This is a genomic window from Burkholderia sp. Ax-1720 (assembly GCF_011753035.1).
Lineage (GTDB): Bacteria > Pseudomonadota > Gammaproteobacteria > Burkholderiales > Burkholderiaceae > Burkholderia > Burkholderia gladioli.
Genome location: NZ_VWWK01000018.1, coordinates 12,876 through 36,562 on the forward strand (window position 1 = coordinate 12,876; position 23,687 = coordinate 36,562).

Here is a 23,687-nt window from a genome sequence, read left to right on the forward strand (position 1 = left end):
GCAGCCCATGAACATCATCGCCAGCTTTCGCGATCCGTCACTCCTGGCAGACGACTTCGCGGGCATGCTTGCGCGAATTTCACCTATCGCCGCAAAACTTGCCAGCTACGACTCATCCCTTCGCGCAGAGAACTGGCGCCTGAAAGGAGACACGCTGGAAGAAGCGATGCTCTACCAGGTTTACGACGCCAATGGCGAGGCGACCCCCGCTGCCCTGGCGGTGCTTCGCGAGGCATTTCGCGGCGAGCACGCCTTCACCTATGCCGCCTTATGGGATGGAAACAGGGATACCAGCAAGGGCGCCTCGATTTCCTGCCACATCGCCGACAAAACCATTCCCGATAGGCTGTCGATCAATATTCGCGGGCCAGCATGGCAAGACTATCGGGCGGTTGCGGATCTCGTCGCGAAAATCGTCGAGGTTTTCGGGCCGCTGCTCGTCGACGTGTCCGATGAGAAATACGTGCTCAAGCAAGTTTTCGACGACAAACCCGGCGTCGGCTGGATGCTCTACTTGCCGCACCGAATCACCACGCAACAGGTCCCCGAAGCAAGGGCGCTCATTCCCATCCCCTCCGCCGGCCGCAAGCAAACCGGCACGATCATCGTCAGCGTCGTGGATGAAGTGTTCTCAGCCGACAATCCCGAGCATGTCGAGATCGCGAACCGCATCGAGATTCGACTCGTCGACCACGACCTGCTGCCGACCTATCTCAGCTTATAAGCGCTCTCACCGCACCCCGATCGACGACGCAAATTCTCACGCCGACACAGCCAACGCGCGAATCTCATCCCCCTCGAGCCGATATCGAACCCACTCGCTTTGCGGTTTGGCGCCAAGCGCCTTGTAGAAAACGATAGCCGGCTCGTTCCAATCCAGCACGCTCCATTCGAAGCGCCCGCAGCCCTTCTCGATCGCAATCCCCGCAAGATGCTGCAGCATCCGCTTGCCGGCGCCATGGCCTCGCGCGTCGGGCGAAATATACAGATCCTCCAGGTACAGCCCCGCTTTCGCCTGCCACGTCGAATACGAGAAGAAATACACGGCGAAGCCGATCGCCTTGCCATCGAGCTCGCAGATCAACGCCTTCGCGGGCGATTGCGGACCGAACAGCGATGTCTCGATGCTCTCGACAGTCGCCTCGACCTTGTCTTCCGCCTTTTCATAAATGGCGAGTTCGGTGATGAAGCGCAGGATGAGTGCCGCGTCGTCGACGCCGGCGGTTCGGATATTCAGCGACATGAGATCGGGTTCCAGGCAGGCAATGAAGTCACAAGCCAAGGATGGTAGTCGATACCGCCGCGTCGACTCAATGCGACGACACATAAACCGCGCCCTCGAACGGCTCGGGAATCGCGAAGCTCTCGCGCATCCGCCGCGTTTCGGCGGCCGGCGTGGCACCGAACAGCCGTTTGAATTCGCGACTGAACTGGGAGGCGCTCGTGTAGCCCACCGCGTGCCCCGCCGCTTCCGCGGTCAGGTCCTGGCGAAGCATCAGCAGGCGAGCCTGGTGCAGGCGCGTGGACTTCAGGTACTGCATCGGCGAAACCTGCGTGATCGCCTTGAAGTGGCTGTGAAAACTCGGCGTGCTCATGCCGGCCTCGCCGGCCAGTTGCGCGACGTCCAGCGGCTGCGCATAAGCGGCGTGGATCAGGCGCAGCGAACGCCCGATCCGGCCGAACTGCCCGCGCATCGCCAGCGCCTCGCGCATCGACGCGCCTTGCGCCCCGGTCAGCACCCGGAAATACAGCTCGCGCAACAGGCCCGGCCCCAGCACCGCCGCTTCGAGCGGACGATGCATCGCCTCCAGGAAACGCAGCACGGAAGCCTGCATGGCGTCGTCCATCGGCGTCGACATCATGCTTTGCGGAGCGCGCACCGGCTCGGCCGTGCCTTCGCGATCGATCTGCGCCGCCAGTTCGGCGGCCACCGTGAAATCGAGGTGCAGGTAGAGCGCGAGCAAGGGACGCTCCGGCGTCGCCTCGGTTTCCATGCTGAACGGCACCGGCACGGACACGGCCAGGTAATGCTGCTCGTCATACAGATACAACTGCTCGCCGAAGTAGCCGCGCTTGCGCCCCTGGCAGACGATCACGATGCCCGGGTCGTACAGCACCGGCGTGCGTGACAGCGCCCGGTTCGAACGCAGGATGCGCACGCTCGGCAAGGCGGTGAGGTTGTAGCCCTCGTCGGGAGCCAGGTCCCGCAGCAAGGCAACCATGCGTTTGCGGTCGCGGGCGGAAAGCTCCGTGGGTTCTGCAGGGTTGCGCGTCATGCTCATAGTTTTAGGCAATAAAAATAGCGGAATCCGGCTTATCCGGCGCCGCTTTCCAGACTAGTATGCATGCTCCTATCGACATTCGGGAGTCCCTTCGATGGCATCCAGCAAAATTCTGCTCATCACCGGCGTCAGCAGCGGATTCGGCCGCGCGCTCGCGCGGGAAGCCCTGGCGGCGGGCCACATGGTGGTCGGCACGGTCAGGAGCGACGAGGCCAGGCGCGATTTCGAGTCGCTGTCGCCGGGCGCCGCCGTCGCGCGCGTGCTCGACGTGACCGACTTCGACGCCATCGACGGCGTCGTCGCCGAGATCGAGGCGAAGGTCGGCCCGATCGACGTGCTGGTCAACAACGCCGGCTATGGACACGAAGGCGTGATGGAGGAGTCGCCGCTGTCGGACCTGCGCCGACAGTTCGACGTGAACGTGTTCGGCGCGGTGGCGATGATGAAGGCGGTGCTGCCCTTCATGCGCGAACGTCGCCATGGCCACATCGTGAACATCACCTCGATGGGCGGCTATATCACCATGCCGGGCATCACCTACTACTGCGGCAGCAAGTTCGCGCTGGAGGGCATTTCGGAGGCGCTCGGCAAGGAAGTGCACGCCTTGGGCATCGCCGTGACCGCCGTTGCGCCGGGCTCGTTCCGCACCGACTGGGCCGGCCGCTCGATGGCGCGCACGCCGCGCTCGATCGCCGACTACGACGCGATCTTCGATCCGATCCGCCAGGCGCGCGAGGAAAAGAGCGGCAAGCAGCTGGGCGACCCGGTCAAGGCCGCGCGCGCGATGCTGGTGGCGATCGACGCCGAGCAGCCGCCGGCGCATCTGCTGCTGGGCAGCGATGCACTCGGCTTGGTGCGTAGCAAGTTGTCGGCGATGGAAGATGAGATCGGTGCCTGGGAAGGCGTGACGGTCTCGACCGATGGTTGAAGACAGACGAAGCGCGCGATCCATCGCGCGCTTCGCCTTCAATCCGGCGCTGGGAGATTGAAGGGCTTGCCCGGCGTATGCACCCAGGCCGCGACGACCTTCGCTCCTGCCGGGCCGGCCGTCGTCACGTGCACGACATCGGCCGGCAGTTGGAAGGTTTCGCCGGCGCGGAATCGCCTGGGCGGCTGCCCATCGACACGCACCGTCACCTCGCCCTCGAGCACGTAGCAGAGCTCCGGCCCGCTCGCCTTGTGACGCGGCTTGCTCGCGTTGGGCGGAAACACGGCCACGCCCATTCCCATCTCGCGATCGGTGTCCGGCACGGGAACGCGTTGCAGCACGACCGTTTCTCGGGCCTCGGGAGGCGCCGCGTCGGCCGCCTGCAACATCACCAGTGCCGCGAGCATCGACACGCCGTGGCGGATATGCCTCGTCGTTGCGCTTCGCATGATTACTGCCCGGCTCTATCGAGCGCGGTCAGGATCCGGTACGCGGCGGCGACGCGGTCCTCGATCGGATAGCTGCGATTCGCGAGGATCACGATGCCCATCCGCTTGGCGGGCACGAACGCGACATAGCTCGAGAAGCCGTTGGTGGAGCCCGTCTTGTTGATCCAGACATCATCCCGCGGCGCCTCGGGCGGACGGATTTCCGTCACCTTCATGCCCTTGAAGATCATCGCCGGGCCGTTGCCGGTCAGCAGCGTCTTCAGCGCGACCGGATAGGGATACTGCTCCCAGATCAGGTCCTGCGTCATGGGCCCGGCCTGGAAGTAGCCGGTATGCGTCTGCGTCACCGCGCGTTGCAGCGACGCTTCGAGCGGGATCAGCTTCATGTTGCCCTGCATGAAGTGCAGCAGGTCGCCGGCCGTCGACTTGACGCCATAGGCCTCCCGTCCCACCACCTCCATCTTCATGCGGATCGGCTTGCCCGCGGCCGTATAACCTTGCGCGTAATCGGCCTCGCGCGCGGCCGGCACGTCGATGAAGGTGTTCTTCAGGCCCAGGCCCGGAAACAGCCGCCCTTCCATCAGGCTGGTGGAATCCTGCTGCAGGCGGTTCGCGGTCAGGATGCCCAGCGTCCCGATGCTGATGTTCGAGTAGGTGCGAAAGGTGCCCGGTGCATGAGCGGCATGCCAGTGCTTCAGGTAGCTGATCAGCTCGGCTTCGTCGTGGACGTCGTCAGGCACCTGGATGGGCAGGCCGCCGGCCGTATGCGTGCCGAGATCGAGCAGGCGCACCTTGCCGAAATCGCTGCCGCTCAGCGGCGGCAGATAGGTTTCCACCTTGTCGCTGAGCGACAGTTGCTTGTCGACCTCGGCCAGCGATGCCAGCGTGGCCGTGAAGGTCTTGGATACCGAGCCGAGCTCGAACAGCGTCGCGTTCGTGACGGGCCGGCCGCTTTCCTTCGACGCCACGCCGTAGTTGAAGACGTGCGCCTTGCCGTCCACCACCACGCCCACCGCCATGCCCGGGATCTGCTTCTCCGTCATAAGCGGACGTATGGTCTCGTCCACCACGGCCTGGACGCGATCGGCGGCCGCGAAGGCCGTGTCGGCGATACCGAGCATCGCGCCCGCGGCGCAGAACAGAACCGCCTGGGTCATGGCGGGCATCATCTTGCTGAACTTCATCGTGTGGCGTCCTTATCGAAAGCTGGGCTGAAGAGCCGCCACTATCGCGGTTTCGGGGCCAGGCGACAAACGATGATAAATTGTCCATTGCCCTAGAAAAACTTATGACATCCTCATGCGCCCCAATTTGCCCCTGAACGCGCTGCGCGCCTTCGAATCCTCGTCGCGGCACCTGAGCTTCACGCGCGCCGCGCAGGAACTGAACGTCACCCAGGCCGCCGTCAGCCAGCAGGTTCGCGCGCTGGAGGAACGGCTCGGCGTCAGCTTGTTCAAGCGCCTGCCGCGCGGCCTGGCGGTGACCGACGAAGGACTCGCACTGCGCCCCGTGCTCAGCGATGCCTTCGACCGCATCGAATCCGTGCTGCGGCAGTTCGAGGGCGGACACTTCCACGAGGTGCTGACAGTGGGTGCCGTGGGTACTTTCGCGGTGGGATGGCTGATGCCGCGATTGCGGTCCTTCCATGCGCTGCATCCCTTCGTCGAGCTGCGCCTGATGACGAACAACAACCTGGTCGACCTGGCCGCCGAAGGCCTCGATTGCGCGATCCGCTTCGGCGACGGCAACTGGCCCGGCACGCGCGCGCAGAAGCTGTTCGACGCGCCGCTCTCGCTGCTGTGCGCGCCGGACATCGCGCAGCGCCTGCGGGTGCCCGCCGATCTCGTCGGGGAAACGCTGCTGCGCTCCTATCGCGCCGACGACTGGATGAACTGGTTCGCGAAGGCGGGGCTCGCGCCGATGCCGGCGCGAGGTGCCGTGTTCGACTCGTCGCGATTGATGGTCGAGGCGGCGACGCAAGGCGCCGGCGTGGCGCTCGCGCCCGCCTCGATGTTCGCGCGAGACCTCGCCACGGGGCGCCTGGTGCGGCCGTTCGATATCGAAGTGCAGGCGGGCAGCTACTGGCTCATCCGGCAGAAGGGGAAGCCGGCCACGCCCGCCATGCAGTTGTTCAACCAGTGGATCGTGAAGCAGGCCGAGGAGGAAGGCGCGGCCGCATGAGGCCAAGCCGAGGTGCTAGCGTCATCGCCCATTGGCCGAAGCCACCATCGCGGCGATCGCCGTGTCCAGCGACGTGGTGCCGAACGCGCGCTCGCCGGCATCCGCCTCGACGTCGATGCGTCCCGCGTTGTGCGTATCGAACAGGTCGATGATCAGTTGCGCGTGCTGCTCGCTCGCACCGCCCTGGGCGAGGACCGACGCCCATTGATCCCGAGGCAGCGCCAGCGCCTTGACGGGGCGGCCGCTGGCCTTCTCGATCGATTGCGCGACATCGTTCGCGGTGACGCGTGCCGGCCCCTCGATGCTCACGATGCGCGTTGCCGCGGCGCTCGGCCCATCGCTCAGGAGACGCGCCGAAACCACGCCGACATCGCCCGCCGAGATGGTCGGGAAGCGCTTGTCGACGGGATCGTGGAAACTCGGCAGCACGCCGCTCGACAAGGCCACCGGCAACACGCGCGCCCAGTTCTGCATATGCTCCGCCGAGCGCAACAGCGTGAGCCTGGGCGACACATCCCGCAAGGCTGCCTCGAGATGATGGAACAGCTTCGTGATGCCGGTATCGGCGTCGAGCTCGGCGCCGTAATCGGACAAGGCCAGCACGTGCAGATGGCGATGCGCGGCCAGCACACGCGCGGTGACGTCGATAGTCTTGCGCATCGTGTCGGCTGGGCGCGCATCGTCCCGTGGCAGCGGAACCAGCACCTGAACGGCCTGCGCGCCGTCCAGCGCACGATCGAGCGCTGACTGATCGTGCAGATCGGCGAGCACCACCTCGCAGCCGACGCTCGCCAGCGCGGCGCCTTGCGCCGCATCGCGCACCACGGCCCGCACCGGCAGCGATGCCTGCCGCAATGCCGTCGCCGTGGTTTGTCCGACTTTTCCCGCCGCGCCAAGGATCACGTACATCGTTCGACTCCTGTTTCATTGGGGAGGAATCGAGCGTATCGCAGCATCACGGGCGATTCGCGCAGGAACGGATGCTGATCAGCAGGAATGGATGACGGCCGCGCGGCGCGGCGCGGCGGCAGGCCAGCCGCCGGGGATCGATGCATAATGCGCGAAACCGTGGCTGCCGAGGTGCCAACCGTGAATGCGATCAACCCTGCCGAGAGATTCCAGGCCGGTGCGCGCGAGCGCCTGCTGTCGAGCGACCGGCTCGGTTGGTCTGGCTTCGGCGCCGAGCTGGTCGGCATCGGCGCGGGCGTGCATCGCGTGCCGGCGGCGGCCGAGCATCGCGTCGGCATGCATATCGGCGCGCCGGTGAGCGCGCATTGCCGCTGCGACGGCCGCCGGTCCTCGCGCATCCAGAGCCAGGGCGACGTCGACGTGATTCCGGCCGGCCTCGACGGCCAATGGGCCGACGATGCAAGCTGCACGATCCTGCGGATCGCCTTCACCGAGGAATTCGCGCAACGCACGCTGTCACGGCTAGATCGACGCGGCGCCGTCGCGCGGATCACGCCGCGTCTTCAGTGGCGCGATCCGCGTTTCCAGCATCTCGCCTGGGCCCTGCGCGCAGAACTCGAAGCGCCGTTTGCGTCCGACGCGCTTTATGCGGAAAGCCTGGGCGTGGCGATGATCATCCGGCTCGCGGATGGAGATGAGGACTCAGCTTCGCGATCGACCAAGCCAGCCTTGAACCGAAGCGCTGCGATGCGCGTGATCGACTATATCGATGCGCATCTCGACCGGAGCCTGACGCTCGCCGAGCTGGCCGAGGTTGCCGGGCTCAGCGTGCCGCATTTCAAGTTGCTGTTCCGGCGAACGTTCGGGACGCCCGTGCATCGATTCGTGGTGGAGAAGCGCGTCGAGCGCGCGAAGCGGCTGCTTCTACAAGGCAAGCTTCCGGTCAGCCAGATCGCGCTCGATTGCGGCTTCGCGCATGCGAGCCATATGGCGCACTGGATGAAGCGCATGCTGGGGGTGACGCCCAGGGAGATCCTCAAGGATATCCAGCAAGCGTGAGCCGGCAGCGGCACGAGCCGCTTGCGCCGTCATGTTCCTGAATGCTTGAGGCAGTAGACTCACGCGATCCGACCGACACGGTCACACGGAGACTCCATGCAACGCATTCGACATGCCTTGTGCGCATTCGCCCTTGCCCTGCCCTTCTGCGGCGCGGCGCAAGCCGACATCATCGATTCGTGGAAGTCGGTTCCGACGCCCCCGCCGCCGGTGCTGAAGTCGGTTTCCGTCACCGATCCCGCTCACACCGCGCTCCTGCTGCTCGATTTCGATGTCAGCACCTGCAACGAGAAGGAGCGCCCCGATTGCGCCGCCTCGCTGCCGGCCGTCGCCGGCCTGCTGGAGAAAGCGCGCCACGCGAACCTGATGACCGTCTATACGCTGACCAGCACCGGCACGCTCGCCGCGGTACCGCCAGCCATTGCCGCCAAGGGCGACGAGAAGGTCGTGCAATCCGGCGTGGACAAATTCCTCAACACCGATCTCGAGGCCGCCTTGAAAGCGAAGGGGATTCAGACCGTGATCATCGCCGGCACGGTGGCGCACGGCGCCGTGCTGTTTACCGCGAGCGAGGCGGCATTGCGCGGCTTCAAGGTCGTGGTGGCAGTGGACGGCATGTCGAGCAAGGAATCGTTCGGAGAACTCTCGACGGCCTGGGTCCTGGCCAATGCGCCGGCCAATGTGAGCAAGAACATCACGCTGTCGCGCTCGGGCATGATCGGGTTTCCTCAATGAGCGGCATAAGGCGGAACCCCGAAGCCTGACTCATTCGGCCGGCTGATTGTCGGTAAAGAAATCCACCAGGCTCCAGGGCGCCTCGGCGCCGAGGCAGATCTCGGCGAGCATCGGTTCCGCCTGCTCCGCCTCGGCCGCGCTGCGCGGGAACAACTCCCGTTCATACGCCGCCAGCGCCGCCTCGATATCGTCCGGGCTCGCGGCAATCGCCTGCGCCAGCAGCGCGCCATCGAACATCGCCAGGTTCGCGCCCTCGCCCGAAGGGATCATCAGATGCGCCGCGTCGCCCAGCAAGGTCACGCCCGGCACGCGATCCCAGCGATGCGCGCTCGGCAGTGAATACAGCGGCCGAGCCACCGGCGCCGAATCACCTGCCGTGATCAGGGCCGTCAACGCCGGCGCCCAGCCCTCGAATTCACCGGCAACGGCAGCCCGCGCCGCCGCCGAATCGGAGAAATCGATCGCATCGATCCACTCGCGAGGTTTGTTCAAGGCCACATAGGCATGCAACACCCCCGCCGGTTCGCGATGCGCGAAGATGCCCCGGCCCGGCGCCAGCGCGAACAGCGCGCCGCCGCCCACGGCTTCCGCGCTCGCCGGATGGCGCGCATCGCTATCGAGCAGGTAGGTTTCGACGAAGCTCGTGCCCGTGTACTCCGGCTTCGCGTCCGACAGCAGCGCACGCACCCTGGACCACGCGCCGTCGGCACCCACCAGCAGGTCACAGCTCGCCTCCGTGCCGTTGACGAAGCGCATCCGATGCCGGCCACCATCAATCGGCACCACCTCGTTCAGCTTGTGCCCCCATCTCACCGCGCCTTCCGGCAACGATTCCAGCAGGATCCGTCGCAACTCGCCGCGCAGCACTTCCGGGCGCCCGCCCGTGCCGTCATCGGCTTGCTCGTACAGCAGCACGCCATCCTTGTCAAACACGCGCGAGGCCTGCCCGCCGGGATGGATCAGCGCCACAAAGGCCTCATATAGCCCCGCCGCACGAAGCGCGACCTGCCCGTTGTGCTCGTGGATATCGAGCATGCCGCCCTGCTTGCGCGCCTCGGCCGATACATCGGCCTCGTAAACCGTCGCGGCGATGCCGTGGACATGCAGCACCCGCGCCAGTACCAAGCCACCCAGCCCTGCTCCGATGATTGCAATGGAAGTCGTCATCCTGACCCTCGTTGATTCGCGACAACAGGTTCATCATGAACCGTCGCATGGAACGTCATTCCATGGCAATCTTGGAACAACATTCCATAGAGGTCAAGATCCGGCATGGCCACCCAGTCACGCAGCCCGCAGCGACGCGAATCCTCGTTGTCGCGAGAACAGATCATCGAGGCGTCGATCGAGATCCTCGACAATGCCGGGGAAAGCGGCCTGACCTTCCGCGCGCTGTCGCAGCGCCTGGCCACCGGGCCGGGCGCGATCTACTGGCACGTCGACAACAAGCACGACCTGCTGAGCGCCGCCTGCGATGCCATCCTGGCCGGCGCGATGGCGCCGCCCTCGCGCCGCGTCTCGCCGAAAACGGCGATCCGCACGCTCGCGCTGAGCCTGTTCGACACGATCGACGCGCATCCCTGGATCGGCTCCGCGCTCAACCGCGTGCCGGGCCAGTTGCCGATGGTTCGCATGCTGGAGCGCATCGGCCAGCAGGTTCGCGCGCTGGAGGTGCCCGAACGCGCGCTGTGGAGCACCGTCCAGGCGCTGCTGAGCTACATCCTCGGCGTGAGCGCGCAGAACGCGGCGAACGCGCGGATCGCGCAGGAGCTGGACGTCGAGCGCGCCAGCTTCCTCGACGAGATCGCCACCGCCTGGTCCGAGCTGGATCTCGAAACCTTCCCCTTCACCCGCAGCCTGGCCAAGCAAATGCGCACGCACGACGATCGCGAGGATTTCCTGGCCGGCATCGACCTGATCCTCGCCGGCATCGAGACGAAACGGGCACGCTGAGCCTTTCTCCGAAGCCATGCAAAAAGGCCTGCTCATCGAGCAGGCCTTCGTTCTTTCACGTGCAAGCAGGCATCAGTGCCCGAGCGATTCGATCTTCTCGCCGCCCGGCGCCGCCTGTTGCGGCCGCACGCTCTGCTTGACCAGCAACGCGACGCAGGACACCAGCCCCGCCACCGCGATGGTCGCGAACACGTTCGCGAACGAGACGTGCCGCGCGGCCAGTTCCGCCACCAGGAACGAGCCGGCGATGCCGCCGAAGCGCCCGATCCCGAGCATCCAGGCCACCCCGGTGCCGCGCCCGGCGGTCGGGTAGAAGGCCGCGGCCAGCGCCGGCAACGAGGACTGCGCGGTGTTCATCAGCACGCCGGCCAGGAACACGATCAGCACCAGCGCGCCGACATTGCCGGCCGCCTGCCCGATGAAGTAGACGCTCACGGCCGTCAGCGCGTAGCAGACGGCCACCACGCGATTCGCATTGAAGCGGTCCATCAGCACGCCGCTCAGCACGGCGCCCACGCCGCCGAGGGGGAACAGCGCCGAGATCAGCGTGGCCGTCTTCGGCGCGAGCCCGGCATCCTTGAGCAGGATCGGCATCCAGTTGATCGAGGCGTAGAAGATCACCAGGCCCATGAAGTAGGCGATCCACAGCATCACCGAGCCGACGATGTACTGGCGCGACAGCACCACCGCCGCGCCCTTGCCGCCGGTTTGCGGCGCCGTCTCCGTCATCACGAAGGAGCCGGCCTGCATCGCCGTGGCCGAGACGCGCGCCAGCGTCTCGCGAATCCGCTCGAGCGGCTTGCCGGTCGCCACCATGAAACGCACCGATTCCGGCATCTGCGCCAGCAGCGCGACCACCAGCACCAGCGGCGCGATCCCGCCCAGCATCAGCACGCTGCGCCAGCCGAACTGCGGGATCATCCAGGCCGCCAGGAAACCGCCGAACGCGGCGCCGAGCGGGAAGCCGCAGAACATCAGATTGATCACGGTGGCGCGGCGCTTGTCGGGGCAGAACTCGCCCATCATGGTGACCGCGTTCGGCATCGCCGCGCCCAGGCCGACGCCCGTCACGAAGCGCAGCGTGGTCAGCTCGCCGATGCTCGACGAGAACGCCGAGCCCAGGCAGGCCACACCGAACAGCAGCACCGAGCCGATCAGCAGCGCGCGCCGCCCGAGCCGGTCCGACAAGGGCCCCGAGGCCAGTGCCCCGCAGGCCAGGCCGAACAGCGCCGCGCTCAGCACCGGCGCCAGATCGGGCTTGCTCAGGTGCCACTCCGACAGCAGCGAGGGCGCGATGAAGCCGATCGCCGCGGTATCGAAACCATCCAGCAGCACGATCACGAAGCACATCAGGAAGATGAGCCATTGGAACGCGCCGAACGGCTGTTCGTTGATGAACGTCTGCACGTTCACGACGGGGCTACGACTCATCGCAAGTCTCCTGCGGCGGTGGGCGGACTGCGCCGCCTCGGTCACGTTGATCGGCTCGACATGGCGATAAATTCGCCTGACGAACAATGGTTCCAAAGTTGAACACTGTAGTGTTGCAACGCAAGATCGGTCAACGCGGGGTACTACCAATGCCAATCGTCATCATGCAGAAAGCCCCTTGTCGGCTTCGGCCGGCAAGGGGCTAGCGATGGCTTTGCGAGGGTCGAGGCGCCCGCCGGCGCCGGGCTTTACCGACCCGCGATCGCTCAGTTGTCGATCAACCCCAGCCGGATCAGGCTTTCGGCGCTGGCGACGATCGCGTCCTCCTGCGAGCGCGGCGCCCAGCCCAGCAGGCGGATGGCCTTCTCGCTGGTGACGTTCATGTCCACGCCGAGCAGCGGGAGCAGCCCCTTCATGGCCGGATTGCCGAGCACCACCTCGTCGGGCAGCAGCGCCGTCGGCACCTTGCTGGCGGCCTCGCCCAGCCGTTCGCGCAGCACCTTGGCGACATCCGCCATCCACAGGCTCGCGCCGCCGGTGGCCAGGAAGCGCTCGCCCTTGGCGGCCGGCTCGGTCATCGCCAGCAGGTGCAGGCTGGCGACGTCGCGCGCGTCGACGAAACCCGAGTTGATCCGCAGATAACCCGGCTGCCCGTTCAGCAGGTTCCTGATCAGGTGGATCGAGTGCGAATAGTCCGCGCCCAGCACCGGGCCCACCACGGCCACCGGATTGACGGCCGACAGTTCGAGGCCGCCGCCTTCGCGCGCGATGAAATCCCAAGCGGCGCGTTCGGCCAGCGTCTTCGACTTCTGGTACGGCGCGATATGGCCGTCCACGTCGCTCCAGTCGGTTTCGTCGAAGGGGCGGCGGTGATCGGCACCGTGCCCGGCGCCGATCGCGCCGAATGCCGAGGTCAGCACCACGCGGCGCACGCCGTTGTCGCGAGCGGCGCGCAGCACGCGCAGGTTGCCCTCGACGGCGGGGCGGATCCAGGCCTGCTCGTCCTCGTTGGCGTATTCGCCCGAGGGCGTCGGCGAGGCGCCGTGCATCACGTAGGCGCAGCCGCTGGCGGCTTCGTCCCAGCCCGCGTCGTCCGCCAGGTCGGCCACCACGAAGGAGAGCCGATCGCCGGCCTCGACGCCGCCCGCCGCGAGCTGCCGGCGCACTTCCGCCTCGCGCGACAGCGAGCGGACCGTGGTGCGCACGCGATAACCCTGTTCCAGCAAGGCCAGCATGCAATGCTGGGCGATGAAGCCGGTCCCGCCGGTGACCAATACCAGATCCTTGCTCGTGTCCGGCTGCGGAATTTCCTGATTCGACGACATGACAGCGCCTTCCCTTGATAACGATGAACCGCCAGCTTAAGGCGCCGCCTCCGGACGGAGAATACTTGAAAGTGCGTTTTACTTGCGCGATAGTGCGGACATGACTTCAGATCCCCTCTCCGACATCCTCAAGCTGGCCAAGGCGGAATCGCTCGTCACGGGCGGTTTCTCGGCCGGCGCCCCGTGGGCGATCCGGTTTCCGGCGCCTGCCTCGATCAAGTTCTTCGCCGTGATGCGCGGGCATTGCTGGGCCTGCTTCGAGGGTGAGAGCGAAGCCCTTTACTTCGAATCGGGCGATGTGGGGCTGTTGTCGGCGCGGCGCTCCTTCGTGCTGTCCAGCGATCCGTCGTTGGAGCCGGTCGATGCGATGAGCCTGTTTTCCGGCGCCGGCAAATCGACGGCGGTGATCGGCGACGGCCAGGATTTCACGCATATCGGCGGGCATGTGCTGCTCGATCCCGAGGGCGGGCGGCTGCTGACCAGTGTGTTGCCGCCGTGGATCCGTATCCAGGCGGCGGCGCCGCAGGCTGCTGCGTTCAGGCAGTTGCTCGCGCAGCTTGTCGAGGAACGTTCGGATCCGCTGCCGGGTACGCAGCTGGCATCGGCGCATCTGGCTCAGTTGCTGTTTATTCAGATCCTGCGTGCCCATATGGCGAATGAGGAAGCGCTGCCGGCTAGCTGGTTTCGGGTGATGTGCGATCGGCGGATTGCGCCTGCGCTGACGTTGATGCATGGCGAGCCGGCGCGTAATTGGCGGCTCGATGAATTGGCCGAGGCCTGCGCGATGTCTCGTACCACGTTTGCGCTGCGCTTTCGGACGGCGGCGGGGGTGGCGCCGTTGAGTTATCTGGCCGATTGGCGCATTCGTTTGGCGGAGCGGGCGTTGCGGGAAAGTAGCAGCTCGGTGGCGCAGATCGCGGAATCGGTTGGGTATACCTCCGAGAGCGCGTTTAGTAACGCGTTCAAGAAGGCGACGGGGCAGTCGCCTAGGGGGTATCGGAGTATTGCGCGGCCGGCTGGTGCGACTGATACGACGGAAGGGGTGAGTGCCGAGCTCGAAGCGGTAAAAACCGAGTGAGAGACACGGCAGGCGTAGGGCGTCGGAATATCTGCAACCGGGTAGGCAGACAATCAACGACTTACGGCCGGTCCCATCACAGGTGTCCAGGCGAGACCGTCAGAGTTCATGCGAATGGCCTGCTGCCGCGCGGAAGTAGCGGCATAGCGTTGGATGCGATTGGCTGTAGCCGACCCGAATCTGACATTGCAGCCTATCCAGAGCAGACGTTCACTGCAGCGGATCGAGACGGTCACTGGTCGGAACCGCTGGCAGTTGATCACGAATCGAGGGCACGCCGTGCTAACCAATGGCCCAATATCGCAGCCAAGAACGCAAATATCGCGATTCGCACGCCCAGTCGCATCGCGCTTAAACGATTATGCTCTGCGCTTTTCTGTGTAAGATCGAAGATTTCACGCTCCCCCGACTTCATGTGCACGATTTGATTACGGCAATACGCCACCTGTGCTCGAGATCCAGATGACAGCCCATCGAACATCAGCAGTGGAAAAGTTCCCCGATGATGTCCAGTCCCTCCCGCCAGCAGCAGAGAATTTCCACCACTTAGAAAGTTTATCCTCTCACCACCAAAACCATACTCTATATCGAGTATCCCGTCATAGCTCGATTCTTGACAAGGCAAGCCAATGGGGGTGGCTATCCAGCCCAAGTACGAAAATGATAATGCAGCAACCCCGCACAATATGCCGCACAAGCAAATAAATATTCCCAATATTTTCATTGCATTAAATCCAGAACAAGACCTCACTACAAACTCAATGGACTTGCCCGGAGCCTCGCACCGGGGGCCTTCGATAGGCAGGCAGCATCCAAGCATGGTGAGATTGTCAGCGATTCGCGTCCTGTTGTCGAAGGTCGCCTTGTGGTCGGAAAATGCCCGGCGGGCAATCATCACGAGAAGTCAGGCATCTCCAGACGGGGTCGGCGACGAGGTGGCCTGGTCCATTGCAGCAACGCCGTAGCGACGAGTCCCACCGCTCCCGTGTACGCAATCATCACGGACCACGGAAACGGTGTGAACCTGAAAGGAGCAGGCATGTATTTGACTAGTGGCGTGCTCGTTGTTACGTAGAGGAGCAATTGGCCAGTCATCGAAACAGAGAAGATCATCAAGGTCATGCCGCAGTTCCACGCCCGCTGGCTCTTGGGCGAAAGCGCAACTCCAATCAGAAGCGCAATCGCCGCGGTGATAAGAAGACTCATAGGGCGTCCGTGCGGCATTAGGAGCGGTAGCCAGCCTGTGCGGCTTGCCGCGAAAGACATTGCAAAAAAATGAAGCAGGCAGGACGCACCGAGAATGCCAATTCGAATCAGATCCCGTATCGTGCGTGTCGGCGGCATATGGCGACCACCCTCCAGAAATTCTCGACTCCGCTTGCTGTACAGAAGCGCAACAAACAAGCCGGTGAAGGGCAGCGAAATCAAAACGACGAGGCGAACCGGAAGCAATATCGTCAGCGCGATACTCGTGAATGTCATCCATACATAGAGTGCTCGGCCCCAAGCACGTCGACGACATAAGGCGACACTCGCGACCAGACTTCCGACGGCAGAAACAATCCAGATGGCGTCGCACATCAACATCTGCCACGACATCGCCAATTTTAATGTCGACCATGAGCGTGACCACAGCAACCCCACGTAAGCGAACACCTGCAGCGCGTACACGCTTTGCAACATCAGTGCACAGGCGATCACTCTAATCGTTGTGTATCGTTTGGGAAAAATCGAAGTCATGCCGATGTGGTAGTAATTTTTTAGCAAAGCCGGGTAGCATAGCTTGGATCACGCGCGAATTGTGCCCTATGCATGACCTAGCCGAAGACCGATACAACAAGATTGTCGACGGCAAAGGCTCCGCTGTCGAAGGCCCGGTTGAATCCGCAGCGACCTTGGAAATTCGGCGCTGCGTACCGGCCATACGCTGCAGTATCAACTGCCAACCCGGCGTGGTCGGTCAGACTGCTTGCGGATTCAACCCGTCGATGGAACATACTTGGAGGCAGCGGGCGATCTCCTTCATGTCGCGATGTGCCCCCTCCCCCCGCCTTACCAGGGTGATTTCCTCTCCCTCTTCAAGTCGCCGCAATCTCTACAGTAATTTCCGGTTCGGACGGAGATGCAACATCAACGACGTGATTCAGACAATACGCAGCCCAATGCCTGTAAGGGCCTGGATGGTCATCGCAGGCCCATGACGCCTTGCGCATGTAGCTGAGATATTCCGAGCGAACGTATTCCCTGAAGAGTTTCCCTGACCCGTCGGAGGTCTCGGGTTCCCCCGACGCGTAGCTCTCTCGTTGACAACAGAGTACGCAATGTAGCTAGACCAGCGGATATCAAATATGCGACATCCAGGCAGATGCTCGATCGCGCGCGCTCCCTTAAGTATGTCGGTCAATTCAGGGGGTGAATCAAAGCCGAGCTTTGCCGAGTCGACGGCACCACCTTCGGTTGCCTCCAGAAGGACAAGTCGTAATGTCCCGTCGTCCAACTGGCCGATACCTCTGAGATAGAGATATCGGCAGTCCAAAAAAATATCTGTCAGTTTTGACATAGTGTTCGGAGCTCCCGGCGAGAATCGGGTCGATTGTTAACGTGGTGTCGACTGTGGGGCTGTTCGTTCCTGGCCGGAAGCCAACAAATGCCGCAGGCTGCTCCCAACCCGTTTCCGCCCTTCCACCAACGACCAATCAAAAGCCCCTCGCCACCCGATTTCCACCAACGCCACCCCACTAAATCGCTACAATCGCGACCTCCCCCCATCGACAGCATCGAATTCGAAACATGCTGACTTCCTATTTCTGGAGCGGCGACGCCATCCGCAGTCGACGCGTCAGTGACATCGTTCTATCAGGCACGGTCGACGTGCCTGTTCCCTCCGCACGCGTACTCGCGGATTGGGAAAGGGAAACATCGTCGCGGCTCGTACTGGAACCTGGGGATGTCGAGGCAATGCCTTTGGCGCGAACGCAAGCGCGCTGGCCGGACTACAAGCGCTGCGTGCAGGCGATGTCCGACTGGACATGCGCAATGGGACTACCCACCGTGCTTGCTTCCAGCGACGTAGCCCTCATGGCGTGTCGTGGCGCGAGGTACCACCATGACGGTGCGCAATATGGCGGCGCGGCCTTCTGCAATCTCTTCCTGAGCGAGGACCGCGGGCTGGACTTGCATTTTCCCTCTACGGGCCATCGCATTCCTCTGACCCGGGGAACAGCCGTGATATTCGACACGGGCCAGCCTCATGGCGTCATCCAGCGCCACAGTAGCGGCTTTAACGCGGTCGATTTCGCGCCGGACCAGGATTGCATCCAGATATTCCTGACTTGGGAGCTTCCCATCGAAGACGCCCAGGTAGGGCAAGCGCTCGAGGTCGTCTTCGACGTTGCCCCAGCGACCGCGCTGCACCTGGATGAGGAGCAGGTCTGGTCGAACGGCGCACCGGCCGCAGTGTGCCCGGAATCTGGTCGCTGGCACCGGCTTGACTAATTGTTCGGGTCACATCTCGGCGTTACCGTCGCATGCTCAACAGACCTCTGTTCAGCACGATAGCTGGCCAAGCGAAAAAGTCGTCACTTGACCGAACAGAACACTGGCACGACGATTTCTTCACCCCGTTGCGCAGGCAGGACCGGAACGTGCCGACGCTACGCGTGCTGATGCAGCACTTGATCGATTCTTTCAAGGAAAGCGAAGCGCTTTTCGATGCCTGAGGGTTCGGTGCGCCGAGCCCGCGGATCGCTGATCGGTCCGGTGCAGCCGCGTCGCATGCGCCGCTTCGCCCTGCTGCTCGTCCCGCCTCGCGCCACGGCGGTGCGCACGCACCATGCCGAAGCATCCACGCACCGCCAGGGCGATTCCACCCTCGCGCGCTAAAGCCCCACGCGACGCTGCCGTTAGTCAGGGAGCGAGCGCGCGCGGACTTCGCGATGACGCTTCCAGACACGCCGCCTTCCCGCATGGAGCTCGGCGGCAACCCTCGGTGTCATCCTGGCGCATGCGATGCAACACAACCTGTTCTTTCGGCTGCTCGGGCGCTTGCGGGTCGGCCGCAAGCTGCTGCTGATCTACCTGCTCGATCTGAGCGCGGTCGTCTATATCAGCGGCATCCTGATCCACGAGAAATACATGTCGATCGATTTCTCGCAAAAGGAGATCGTCGGCAACGCCTATCTGGCCAGCGTGCGCGAGGCGCTGGTGGACGTCGCCACGCTCGGCGCCGATGGGCGCCTCGGCATGCGCGAGATCTCGCGCACCGAAGCCGCGCTGTCCGCCGCCGAACAGCAATACGGCGCGGGGCTGCAAAGCGGCGAGCTGAACGCACGCGTGCGCGCCGCGCTCGACGCGCTTGCCCACACATCGCCGGTGAATCGCGCCGGGGCCCTGCGCGATGCGTTCACGGCCTGCCGCGATCTGATCACGCGGGTAGGCAACCAGTCGAACCTGATCCTCGACCCCGATCTCGACAGCTATTACTCGATGTCGCTGTCCGTGCTGCGCTACCCCGCGCTGCTCGATGCGGTGAACGGCATCGGCCAGCGCCTGCGCGAAGGCACCGACGATCCCCGGAGCCGGCGCGAGTTGAGCACCCGTTATCTCGTGCTCGAAGGCCAGCTCGACGCCGTCGCGCAGGGGCTGCGCTCCGACTTCGCCGAGGCGGGCGCCGCCAACGCCGGCGTACAGCGAATGCTCTCCGCGCCGACCGGGCAGCTGCTCGCGGCGATCGAGGCCTATCGCGACGCCGCGCGCCTGGTAGTGGCGGCGGGCGGCGCCGACGCCGCCTCGCGCGCGACCGCCGACGCGGCCCAGCAGGCGCTGGTGGCTCGCGCGGGCGACGCCTGGCGCGCCACCGGCGCCGAGCTCGACACACTGCTGCACTCACGCGTGAGCGCGCTGTTCTCACGCATGTGGCTGCACCTCGGCACCGCGCTGTTCCTGCTCTGCGGCATCCTCTCGATGGTCTACCTGGTGGCCCAGCAGATCTCGCGGCCGCTGCGCCAGCTCGCGCGCGTGATGGACACCGTGCGCCGCACGGGCGACCACGGCCTGCGTGCCACGTGGCACAGCCAGGACGAAATCGGCCAGCTCGTCAGCGGGTTCAACGACATGCTCGCGCAGCTCGATCACGAACGCGACGTGCAGAAGGAGCTCGCCGCCAGCGCGCGCGCCGCGCAGGCACAGCACGCGCTGGTGGAGGCCACGCCGGTACCGATGATGGTCACCGCGGTACCCGGCCACGAGGTGCTGCACGCCAATCATCCGGCGCTCTACTGGCTCAACGGCTGCACCTCGGACCCGTGGGCCTTGGGGCTCGATTCGGCGGTGCGCGCGCGCTTCTTCCAGCAGCTCTCCGATCGCGATGCCGTCGACCAGTTCGAGGTGCGCTGGAGGGCGAGCGAGGAACCCACCTGGGCCATGCTCTCGGCGCGCCGCCTCGAATTCCAGGGACGCGACGCGGTACTCACCGCGTTCACGCCGATCAACCAGATCAAGCTGATGGAGCAACGCCTCGAACTGTGGGCGAAGGTGTTCGAGGCTTCGTCGGAGGCGATCCTGATCCTCGACAGCGAGCGCCGCCTGCTGACCGCGAACGCCTCGTTCTATCGCGCCACCGGCTATCGCGCCGAGAAGATCAGCGGCACGCTGCCCAACTTCGTCCTGGCAAGCGGAAGCGACCAGCCGCTGATGTCCCGGCTCGCGGCGCTGGTGGACATCTCGAGCGTCTGGAACGGCGAGGCCGTGGTGCGCCGGCGCGCGGGCGGCGACTATCCGGCCTGGCTCATGATCAGCGCCGTGCGCGACAAGCACGGCGCCGTTTCCCATTACATCTGCACGCTGATCGATATCACCGACCGCAAGAAGAGCGAGGCGCGCATCCGGTTCCTCGCCGAGCACGACGTGCTCACCGAGCTGCCCAACCGCGCGCTGTTCACCAGGCGGCTCGGTGCCGCGATCGAGCAGGCGCGGCACAACGACAGCCGCGTGGCCGTGCTGTTCATCGATCTCGACCGCTTCAAGGACATCAACGACACGTTCGGCCATCACGCCGGCGACGGGCTGCTACGCTCGGTCTCGCAACGCTTGCTGCAGTCGGTGCGCGCGGGAGACACCGTGAGCCGGCTCGGCGGCGACGAGTTCACGGTCCTGCTCGGCGGCGCGGGCAGCGCGGCCGACGTGGCGCACCTGCTCGACGAACGGCTGCTGCCGCTCATGCAGGAGCCGCACCAGATCGGCGGCATGACGTTGCAGGTGGCGTGCAGCATCGGCATCGCGCTGTATCCGGATCACGGCGAGGACATCGAGACGCTGATGCAGAACGCCGATGCCGCGATGTACCGCGCGAAATCGGGCGGCCGCAATCTCGTCAAGTTCTTCTCGCCCGAGATGGCCGAAAGCGTGCGCCACCGTCTCGAACTCGAAACCCATCTGCGCACCTCGGTGGAGCGCCGCGAGCTGTGGCTCGAATACCAGCCCTGCGTGCAGGCCGCGACGGACGAGTTGCTGAGCGTGGAGGCGCTGCTGCGCTGGAAGCACCCGCATCTGGGCATGGTGCCGCCCTCGCAGTTCATCCCGATCGCGGAGGAAACGCGCCTCATCGTGCCGATCGGAGCCTGGGTGATCGACGAGGCGTGCCGCCAGATCGCGCGCTGGCGCGCCGCGGGCCTGCCCGAGATCCGCGTGTCGATCAACCTCTCGGTGGTGCAGTTGCGCGACGACGCGCAACTGGTCGACAAGCTGCGCGACGGTCTGAGGGCCCACGACGTCAAGCCGGACAGCCTCGAACTCGAAATCACCGAAACCGTGCTGATGGAGAGCGTCGATCACTATCTCGACACCGTCAACGAGATCCGCGCGCTGGGCGTGAAGCTCTCGCTCGATGATTTTGGCACCGGCTATTCGAGCCTCAGCTATCTGCATCGCTTCCCGCTCGACCGGCTCAAGATCGACCGCGCGTTCGTGAACGGCAGGCTCGATGCGCTCGCCGATCTCGCCGTGATCCGCGCCATCGTCGAGCTCGGCCACGAGCTGGGATTGCGCGTGGTGGCCGAGGGTGTCGAGCAGGCGCACGAGGCGAACGCGCTCAAGCGCATCGGCTGCGACGAACTGCAGGGCTTCTACTATGCCAGGCCGATGCCGAACGAAGCACTCGAGCAATGGCTCAGGACTCGCACCGCATCGCACGTCAGCGAAGCGGTCTGAGCGGGTGGCGCGATGGGCCGATGGAACGGAAAACGCCGGGGCACTCGGCAAGGAGGACATGATGCGAGGGGTATCGCCGTGCACATGACATTCGTGGTGTCCGCGATCTTGCTCGCCGGGATGGACTGGATCACCGCGAAAACCCGGGCAATCAAGTAAGCGAGTACCGCAACGAACTGCCCGTGGCGCCTGCCATCGGCAAGCGGCTGGCGCTCTCCGGTATTGACAGACTATTTTCGCCCATCTAGTTTACTGGACGCAATATCCAACAAACTGGAATGGCTACGATGAACGTCCACGACCGAATCGCCGAACGCCTGCGTGCCCTGCGCGATGCCCGCGGCTGGTCGCTCGAGACACTGGCCGAGCACAGCGGCGTGAGCCGCTCGAACATTTCCCTGATCGAACGCGGCCAGAGCAGCCCGACCGCCGTCGTGCTCGACAAGCTCGCCACCGCGCTGGCCGTGCCCCTCTCCTCGCTATTCGGCGAAAGCGGCGAGAGCGAAGCCCCCTCACCGCTAGCCCGCGCCGCCGATCAACCGCTATGGACCGACCCCGCCTCGGGCTACCAACGCCGCCAACTCTCGCCGGCACTGCGCTCGCCGATCCAGCTCGTCGAAGTTCACTTCCCACCCGGCGCGCGCGTCCACTTCGACACCAGCGCGCGCGACGCCGACATCCACCAGCAGATCTGGCTGCTCGAAGGTGTAATGGAGATCACCGCCGGCACCACCGTCTGGCGGCTCGAGGCCGGCGACTGCGTGGCGATGCGCCTCGACAGCCCGATGCAATTCCACAACCCCACGCGCCGGCCCGCCCGCTACCTGGTGGCACTGAGCACGCGCTGATCCGAGCCATCATGACCTCGCAAACCACGCCCGCCCAAGCCCCCCGCATCCGTCGCCTAGACGCCGACGAGGCCCGCGCGAAGATCCCCGAACTCGCCGAGGTATTGATCGACTGCGTCGAGGGCGGCGCCTCGGTCAGCTTCATGCTGCCGATCGCGCGCGACACCGCACTGCGCTTCTGGCAAGACGTGGCCGACGAGGTCGCGCTCGCGCGGCGCGTGCTGCTGGTGGCCGAGGATGCAGCCGGCATCGCGATCGGCACCGTGCAGATGATCACCGCGCAACCGGAAAACCAGCCGCATCGCGCCGATATCGCGAAGATGCTGGTGCACCGGCGCGCGCGCCGGCAAGGCGTGGGCGAGGCCTTGATGAAGGCCGTCGAGGCGATCGCGTCAGAGGAAGGAAAGACCGTGCTGGTACTCGATACCGTCACGGGAGGCGCCGCGGAGCGGCTCTATCGCCGCGCGGGCTGGCAGCGCGTGGGCGACGTGCCCGGCTTCGCGCTGATGCCGGATGGCGCCTTGTGCGGCACCACCTTCTACTACCGGCACGTCGCCGCGAGCTAAGCGCGCCTTGGGCTGAACGACCCAGCGCTCACAGCGTGGCCTCGCCCACCTGCACGCGGCCGCGCAACCGCTTGCGCAGCCAGAAGGTCCAGACCATCAAGCCGCCGAAGGTCACATAGCTGAGGATCGGCGTAACCACCAAGGTGCGCTCGATCGGCCAGTTCCAGGCGCACCAGCTACGCACGCTGCACTCGATCACCAGCCCGAGCCCCCACATCAGCGTGATGAGACGCAGGGCCGAACGCACCGACGCGCTGTCCTCCCACAAGCGCTCGAAGCGCTCCACGCCGCCCTCGCCTTCGCGCGCCACGGTGGCGCGCGTCAGGTAGTAGGTGATCGGCCGCTTGAACACCAGCGACACCAGGAACACCACGCCGATCGTGCCCGACACGAAGGACTCGCGCACCAGCAGCAGGCGCGGGCTGCCGCCGCCGGCCATCAAGGCGATCGACAGCGCGATGCCGAGCAGCGCGATGGCGGAGAGCGCATCCACGCGCCGCGTCCTGGCGAATTCGACGATGCCCCACAGCAGCGGCGGCACGGCCGAGGCATACAGCGCGCCCGATTCTCCCCAGCTCGGCAGGGCGAGCCGGTACACCACCCACGGCAGCACGAAATTGACGGCCAGCTCGGCGACGAAGGCAACGCGGATCTTCACGGGAGGGGAACCTCGCGGATAAAACAGGGCGGGGTCAGTATAAAGGCGAACGGCCACCGAGGTGGCCGTCGCATCGCCG

22 protein-coding genes and 1 pseudogene are annotated in these 23,687 nt (G+C 65.0%); 12 read left to right on the plus strand and 11 right to left on the minus strand.

All coding sequences use genetic code 11. The features are described from left to right. The first annotated feature begins 7 nt into the window (after positions 1–7). Positions 8–724: an immunity 52 family protein gene (locus tag F3J18_RS08505; RefSeq protein WP_166912512.1), complete on the plus strand. Its 717-nt coding sequence runs from the start codon at positions 8–10 to the stop codon at positions 722–724. Positions 725–760: 36 nt separating this feature from the next. On the opposite strand, the gene F3J18_RS08510 is transcribed toward F3J18_RS08505, so the two are convergent. Together F3J18_RS08510 and F3J18_RS08515 are read right to left on the minus strand one after the other, a co-directional pair. After that, on the minus strand, positions 761–1,243 hold the full coding sequence (locus F3J18_RS08510) for a GNAT family N-acetyltransferase (RefSeq protein ID WP_025097389.1): 483 nt from the start codon (positions 1,241–1,243) through the stop codon (positions 761–763). Positions 1,244–1,310: 67 nt separating this feature from the next. Beyond that, the gene (locus tag F3J18_RS08515; RefSeq protein WP_166912514.1) at positions 1,311–2,282 is read right to left on the minus strand and encodes an AraC family transcriptional regulator; all 972 of its coding nucleotides are present in this window, start codon (positions 2,280–2,282) and stop codon (positions 1,311–1,313) included. 94 nt (positions 2,283–2,376) lie between these two features. Here F3J18_RS08515 and F3J18_RS08520 point away from each other — a divergent pair, with 94 nt between their 5' ends. Continuing rightward, positions 2,377–3,210: an oxidoreductase gene (locus F3J18_RS08520; protein WP_166912516.1), complete on the plus strand. Its 834-nt coding sequence runs from the start codon at positions 2,377–2,379 to the stop codon at positions 3,208–3,210. A 38-nt stretch (positions 3,211–3,248) separates the two neighbouring features. Here the strand turns inward: F3J18_RS08520 and F3J18_RS08525 are convergent, their stop codons facing one another. Further along, entirely contained in the window at positions 3,249–3,617 is a 369-nt protein-coding gene (locus F3J18_RS08525) for a cupin domain-containing protein (RefSeq protein WP_051598221.1), read from the minus strand. 44 nt (positions 3,618–3,661) lie between these two features. Beyond that, positions 3,662–4,747, minus strand: a pseudogene (ampC, locus tag F3J18_RS08530) (class C beta-lactamase); the annotation flags it as partial. Positions 4,748–4,958: 211 nt separating this feature from the next. Between ampC and F3J18_RS08535 the strand changes: the two are divergent. Beyond that, positions 4,959–5,840: a LysR family transcriptional regulator gene (locus F3J18_RS08535; protein WP_166912520.1), complete on the plus strand. Its 882-nt coding sequence runs from the start codon at positions 4,959–4,961 to the stop codon at positions 5,838–5,840. A gap of 21 nt (positions 5,841–5,861) precedes the next feature. On the opposite strand, the gene F3J18_RS08540 is transcribed toward F3J18_RS08535, so the two are convergent. Continuing rightward, positions 5,862–6,749, minus strand: a complete 888-nt coding sequence (locus tag F3J18_RS08540) for an NmrA family NAD(P)-binding protein (RefSeq protein ID WP_166912522.1) — start codon at positions 6,747–6,749, stop codon at positions 5,862–5,864. Positions 6,750–6,929: 180 nt separating this feature from the next. Here F3J18_RS08540 and F3J18_RS08545 point away from each other — a divergent pair, with 180 nt between their 5' ends. Beyond that, positions 6,930–7,808: an AraC family transcriptional regulator gene (locus F3J18_RS08545; protein ID WP_166912572.1), complete on the plus strand. Its 879-nt coding sequence runs from the start codon at positions 6,930–6,932 to the stop codon at positions 7,806–7,808. Positions 7,809–7,904: 96 nt separating this feature from the next. After that, positions 7,905–8,543, plus strand: coding sequence for an isochorismatase family protein (locus F3J18_RS08550; protein ID WP_166912524.1), 639 nt, complete (start codon positions 7,905–7,907; stop codon positions 8,541–8,543). 30 nt (positions 8,544–8,573) lie between these two features. Here F3J18_RS08550 and F3J18_RS08555 read toward each other — a convergent pair whose 3' ends face one another. Beyond that, positions 8,574–9,710: an NAD(P)/FAD-dependent oxidoreductase gene (locus tag F3J18_RS08555; protein ID WP_166912526.1), complete on the minus strand. Its 1,137-nt coding sequence runs from the start codon at positions 9,708–9,710 to the stop codon at positions 8,574–8,576. Between the two features lie 105 nt (positions 9,711–9,815). Here F3J18_RS08555 and F3J18_RS08560 point away from each other — a divergent pair, with 105 nt between their 5' ends. After that, complete coding sequence (locus F3J18_RS08560) at positions 9,816–10,496, plus strand: TetR family transcriptional regulator (RefSeq protein WP_166912528.1); 681 nt, start codon at positions 9,816–9,818, stop codon at positions 10,494–10,496. A gap of 72 nt (positions 10,497–10,568) precedes the next feature. Here F3J18_RS08560 and F3J18_RS08565 read toward each other — a convergent pair whose 3' ends face one another. Both F3J18_RS08565 and F3J18_RS08570 read right to left on the minus strand, forming a co-directional pair. Then, a complete protein-coding gene (locus F3J18_RS08565) occupies positions 10,569–11,927 on the minus strand; it encodes an MFS transporter (RefSeq protein ID WP_036032420.1) in 1,359 nt (452 codons plus the stop codon). Positions 11,928–12,193: 266 nt separating this feature from the next. Further along, the gene (locus F3J18_RS08570) at positions 12,194–13,252 is read right to left on the minus strand and encodes an aldehyde reductase (RefSeq protein ID WP_166912530.1); all 1,059 of its coding nucleotides are present in this window, start codon (positions 13,250–13,252) and stop codon (positions 12,194–12,196) included. Positions 13,253–13,313: 61 nt separating this feature from the next. On the opposite strand from F3J18_RS08570, the gene F3J18_RS08575 reads away from it, so the two are divergent. Continuing rightward, positions 13,314–14,330: an AraC family transcriptional regulator gene (locus F3J18_RS08575; RefSeq protein ID WP_345891742.1), complete on the plus strand. Its 1,017-nt coding sequence runs from the start codon at positions 13,314–13,316 to the stop codon at positions 14,328–14,330. Positions 14,331–14,589: 259 nt separating this feature from the next. Here F3J18_RS08575 and F3J18_RS08580 read toward each other — a convergent pair whose 3' ends face one another. Together F3J18_RS08580 and F3J18_RS08585 are read right to left on the minus strand one after the other, a co-directional pair. Then, the gene (locus F3J18_RS08580) at positions 14,590–15,228 is read right to left on the minus strand and encodes a hypothetical protein (RefSeq protein ID WP_166912532.1); all 639 of its coding nucleotides are present in this window, start codon (positions 15,226–15,228) and stop codon (positions 14,590–14,592) included. Beyond that, positions 15,225–16,070 (minus strand): hypothetical protein, encoded by an 846-nt coding sequence (locus tag F3J18_RS08585; protein ID WP_084152418.1) that lies wholly within the window; start codon positions 16,068–16,070, stop codon positions 15,225–15,227. Before F3J18_RS08585 ends, F3J18_RS08580 begins: the two co-directional genes overlap by 4 nt. A gap of 1,050 nt (positions 16,071–17,120) precedes the next feature. Between F3J18_RS08585 and F3J18_RS08590 the strand changes: the two genes are divergently transcribed. The 5 genes from F3J18_RS08590 to F3J18_RS08615 all read left to right on the plus strand — a co-directional run bounded on the left by F3J18_RS08590 (position 17,121) and on the right by F3J18_RS08615 (position 22,950). Beyond that, the gene (locus F3J18_RS08590; protein ID WP_047839257.1) at positions 17,121–17,825 is read left to right on the plus strand and encodes a hypothetical protein; all 705 of its coding nucleotides are present in this window, start codon (positions 17,121–17,123) and stop codon (positions 17,823–17,825) included. A gap of 32 nt (positions 17,826–17,857) precedes the next feature. Continuing rightward, positions 17,858–18,049: a hypothetical protein gene (locus F3J18_RS37810; RefSeq protein ID WP_205195359.1), complete on the plus strand. Its 192-nt coding sequence runs from the start codon at positions 17,858–17,860 to the stop codon at positions 18,047–18,049. A 289-nt stretch (positions 18,050–18,338) separates the two neighbouring features. After that, positions 18,339–21,536 carry an EAL domain-containing protein gene (locus F3J18_RS08600; RefSeq protein ID WP_166912534.1) on the plus strand — a complete coding sequence of 1,066 codons (3,198 nt, stop codon included), beginning with the start codon at positions 18,339–18,341 and terminating at the stop codon, positions 21,534–21,536. 287 nt (positions 21,537–21,823) lie between these two features. Next, complete coding sequence (locus F3J18_RS08610) at positions 21,824–22,384, plus strand: XRE family transcriptional regulator (RefSeq protein ID WP_166912537.1); 561 nt, start codon at positions 21,824–21,826, stop codon at positions 22,382–22,384. A gap of 11 nt (positions 22,385–22,395) precedes the next feature. Then, the gene (locus F3J18_RS08615) at positions 22,396–22,950 is read left to right on the plus strand and encodes a GNAT family N-acetyltransferase (protein WP_166912539.1); all 555 of its coding nucleotides are present in this window, start codon (positions 22,396–22,398) and stop codon (positions 22,948–22,950) included. A gap of 28 nt (positions 22,951–22,978) precedes the next feature. Here F3J18_RS08615 and F3J18_RS08620 read toward each other — a convergent pair whose 3' ends face one another. Beyond that, positions 22,979–23,608: a VC0807 family protein gene (locus F3J18_RS08620; protein WP_036032848.1), complete on the minus strand. Its 630-nt coding sequence runs from the start codon at positions 23,606–23,608 to the stop codon at positions 22,979–22,981. Positions 23,609–23,687: the final 79 nt, after the last annotated feature.

Bases quoted from the DNA above. Each gene is read 5' to 3' on its own strand.
- F3J18_RS37810 (WP_205195359.1), top strand. From the start codon at position 17,858: ATGCTCAACAGACCTCTGTTCAGCACGATAGCTGGCCAAGCGAAAAAG.
- F3J18_RS08610 (WP_166912537.1), top strand. From the start codon at position 21,824: ATGAACGTCCACGACCGAATCGCCGAACGCCTGCGTGCCCTGCGCGAT.
- F3J18_RS08565 (WP_036032420.1), bottom strand. From the start codon at position 11,927: ATGAGTCGTAGCCCCGTCGTGAACGTGCAGACGTTCATCAACGAACAG.
- F3J18_RS08555 (WP_166912526.1), bottom strand. From the start codon at position 9,710: ATGACGACTTCCATTGCAATCATCGGAGCAGGGCTGGGTGGCTTGGTA.
- F3J18_RS08535 (WP_166912520.1), top strand. From the start codon at position 4,959: ATGCGCCCCAATTTGCCCCTGAACGCGCTGCGCGCCTTCGAATCCTCG.
- F3J18_RS08570 (WP_166912530.1), bottom strand. From the start codon at position 13,252: ATGTCGTCGAATCAGGAAATTCCGCAGCCGGACACGAGCAAGGATCTG.
- F3J18_RS08510 (WP_025097389.1), bottom strand. From the start codon at position 1,243: ATGTCGCTGAATATCCGAACCGCCGGCGTCGACGACGCGGCACTCATC.
- F3J18_RS08615 (WP_166912539.1), top strand. From the start codon at position 22,396: ATGACCTCGCAAACCACGCCCGCCCAAGCCCCCCGCATCCGTCGCCTA.
- F3J18_RS08550 (WP_166912524.1), top strand. From the start codon at position 7,905: ATGCAACGCATTCGACATGCCTTGTGCGCATTCGCCCTTGCCCTGCCC.
- F3J18_RS08600 (WP_166912534.1), top strand. From the start codon at position 18,339: ATGCAACACAACCTGTTCTTTCGGCTGCTCGGGCGCTTGCGGGTCGGC.
- F3J18_RS08505 (WP_166912512.1), top strand. From the start codon at position 8: ATGAACATCATCGCCAGCTTTCGCGATCCGTCACTCCTGGCAGACGAC.
- F3J18_RS08520 (WP_166912516.1), top strand. From the start codon at position 2,377: ATGGCATCCAGCAAAATTCTGCTCATCACCGGCGTCAGCAGCGGATTC.
- F3J18_RS08525 (WP_051598221.1), bottom strand. From the start codon at position 3,617: ATGCTCGCGGCACTGGTGATGTTGCAGGCGGCCGACGCGGCGCCTCCC.
- F3J18_RS08540 (WP_166912522.1), bottom strand. From the start codon at position 6,749: ATGTACGTGATCCTTGGCGCGGCGGGAAAAGTCGGACAAACCACGGCG.
- F3J18_RS08515 (WP_166912514.1), bottom strand. From the start codon at position 2,282: ATGAGCATGACGCGCAACCCTGCAGAACCCACGGAGCTTTCCGCCCGC.
- F3J18_RS08560 (WP_166912528.1), top strand. From the start codon at position 9,816: ATGGCCACCCAGTCACGCAGCCCGCAGCGACGCGAATCCTCGTTGTCG.
- F3J18_RS08590 (WP_047839257.1), top strand. From the start codon at position 17,121: ATGCTGACTTCCTATTTCTGGAGCGGCGACGCCATCCGCAGTCGACGC.
- F3J18_RS08585 (WP_084152418.1), bottom strand. From the start codon at position 16,070: ATGACTTCGATTTTTCCCAAACGATACACAACGATTAGAGTGATCGCC.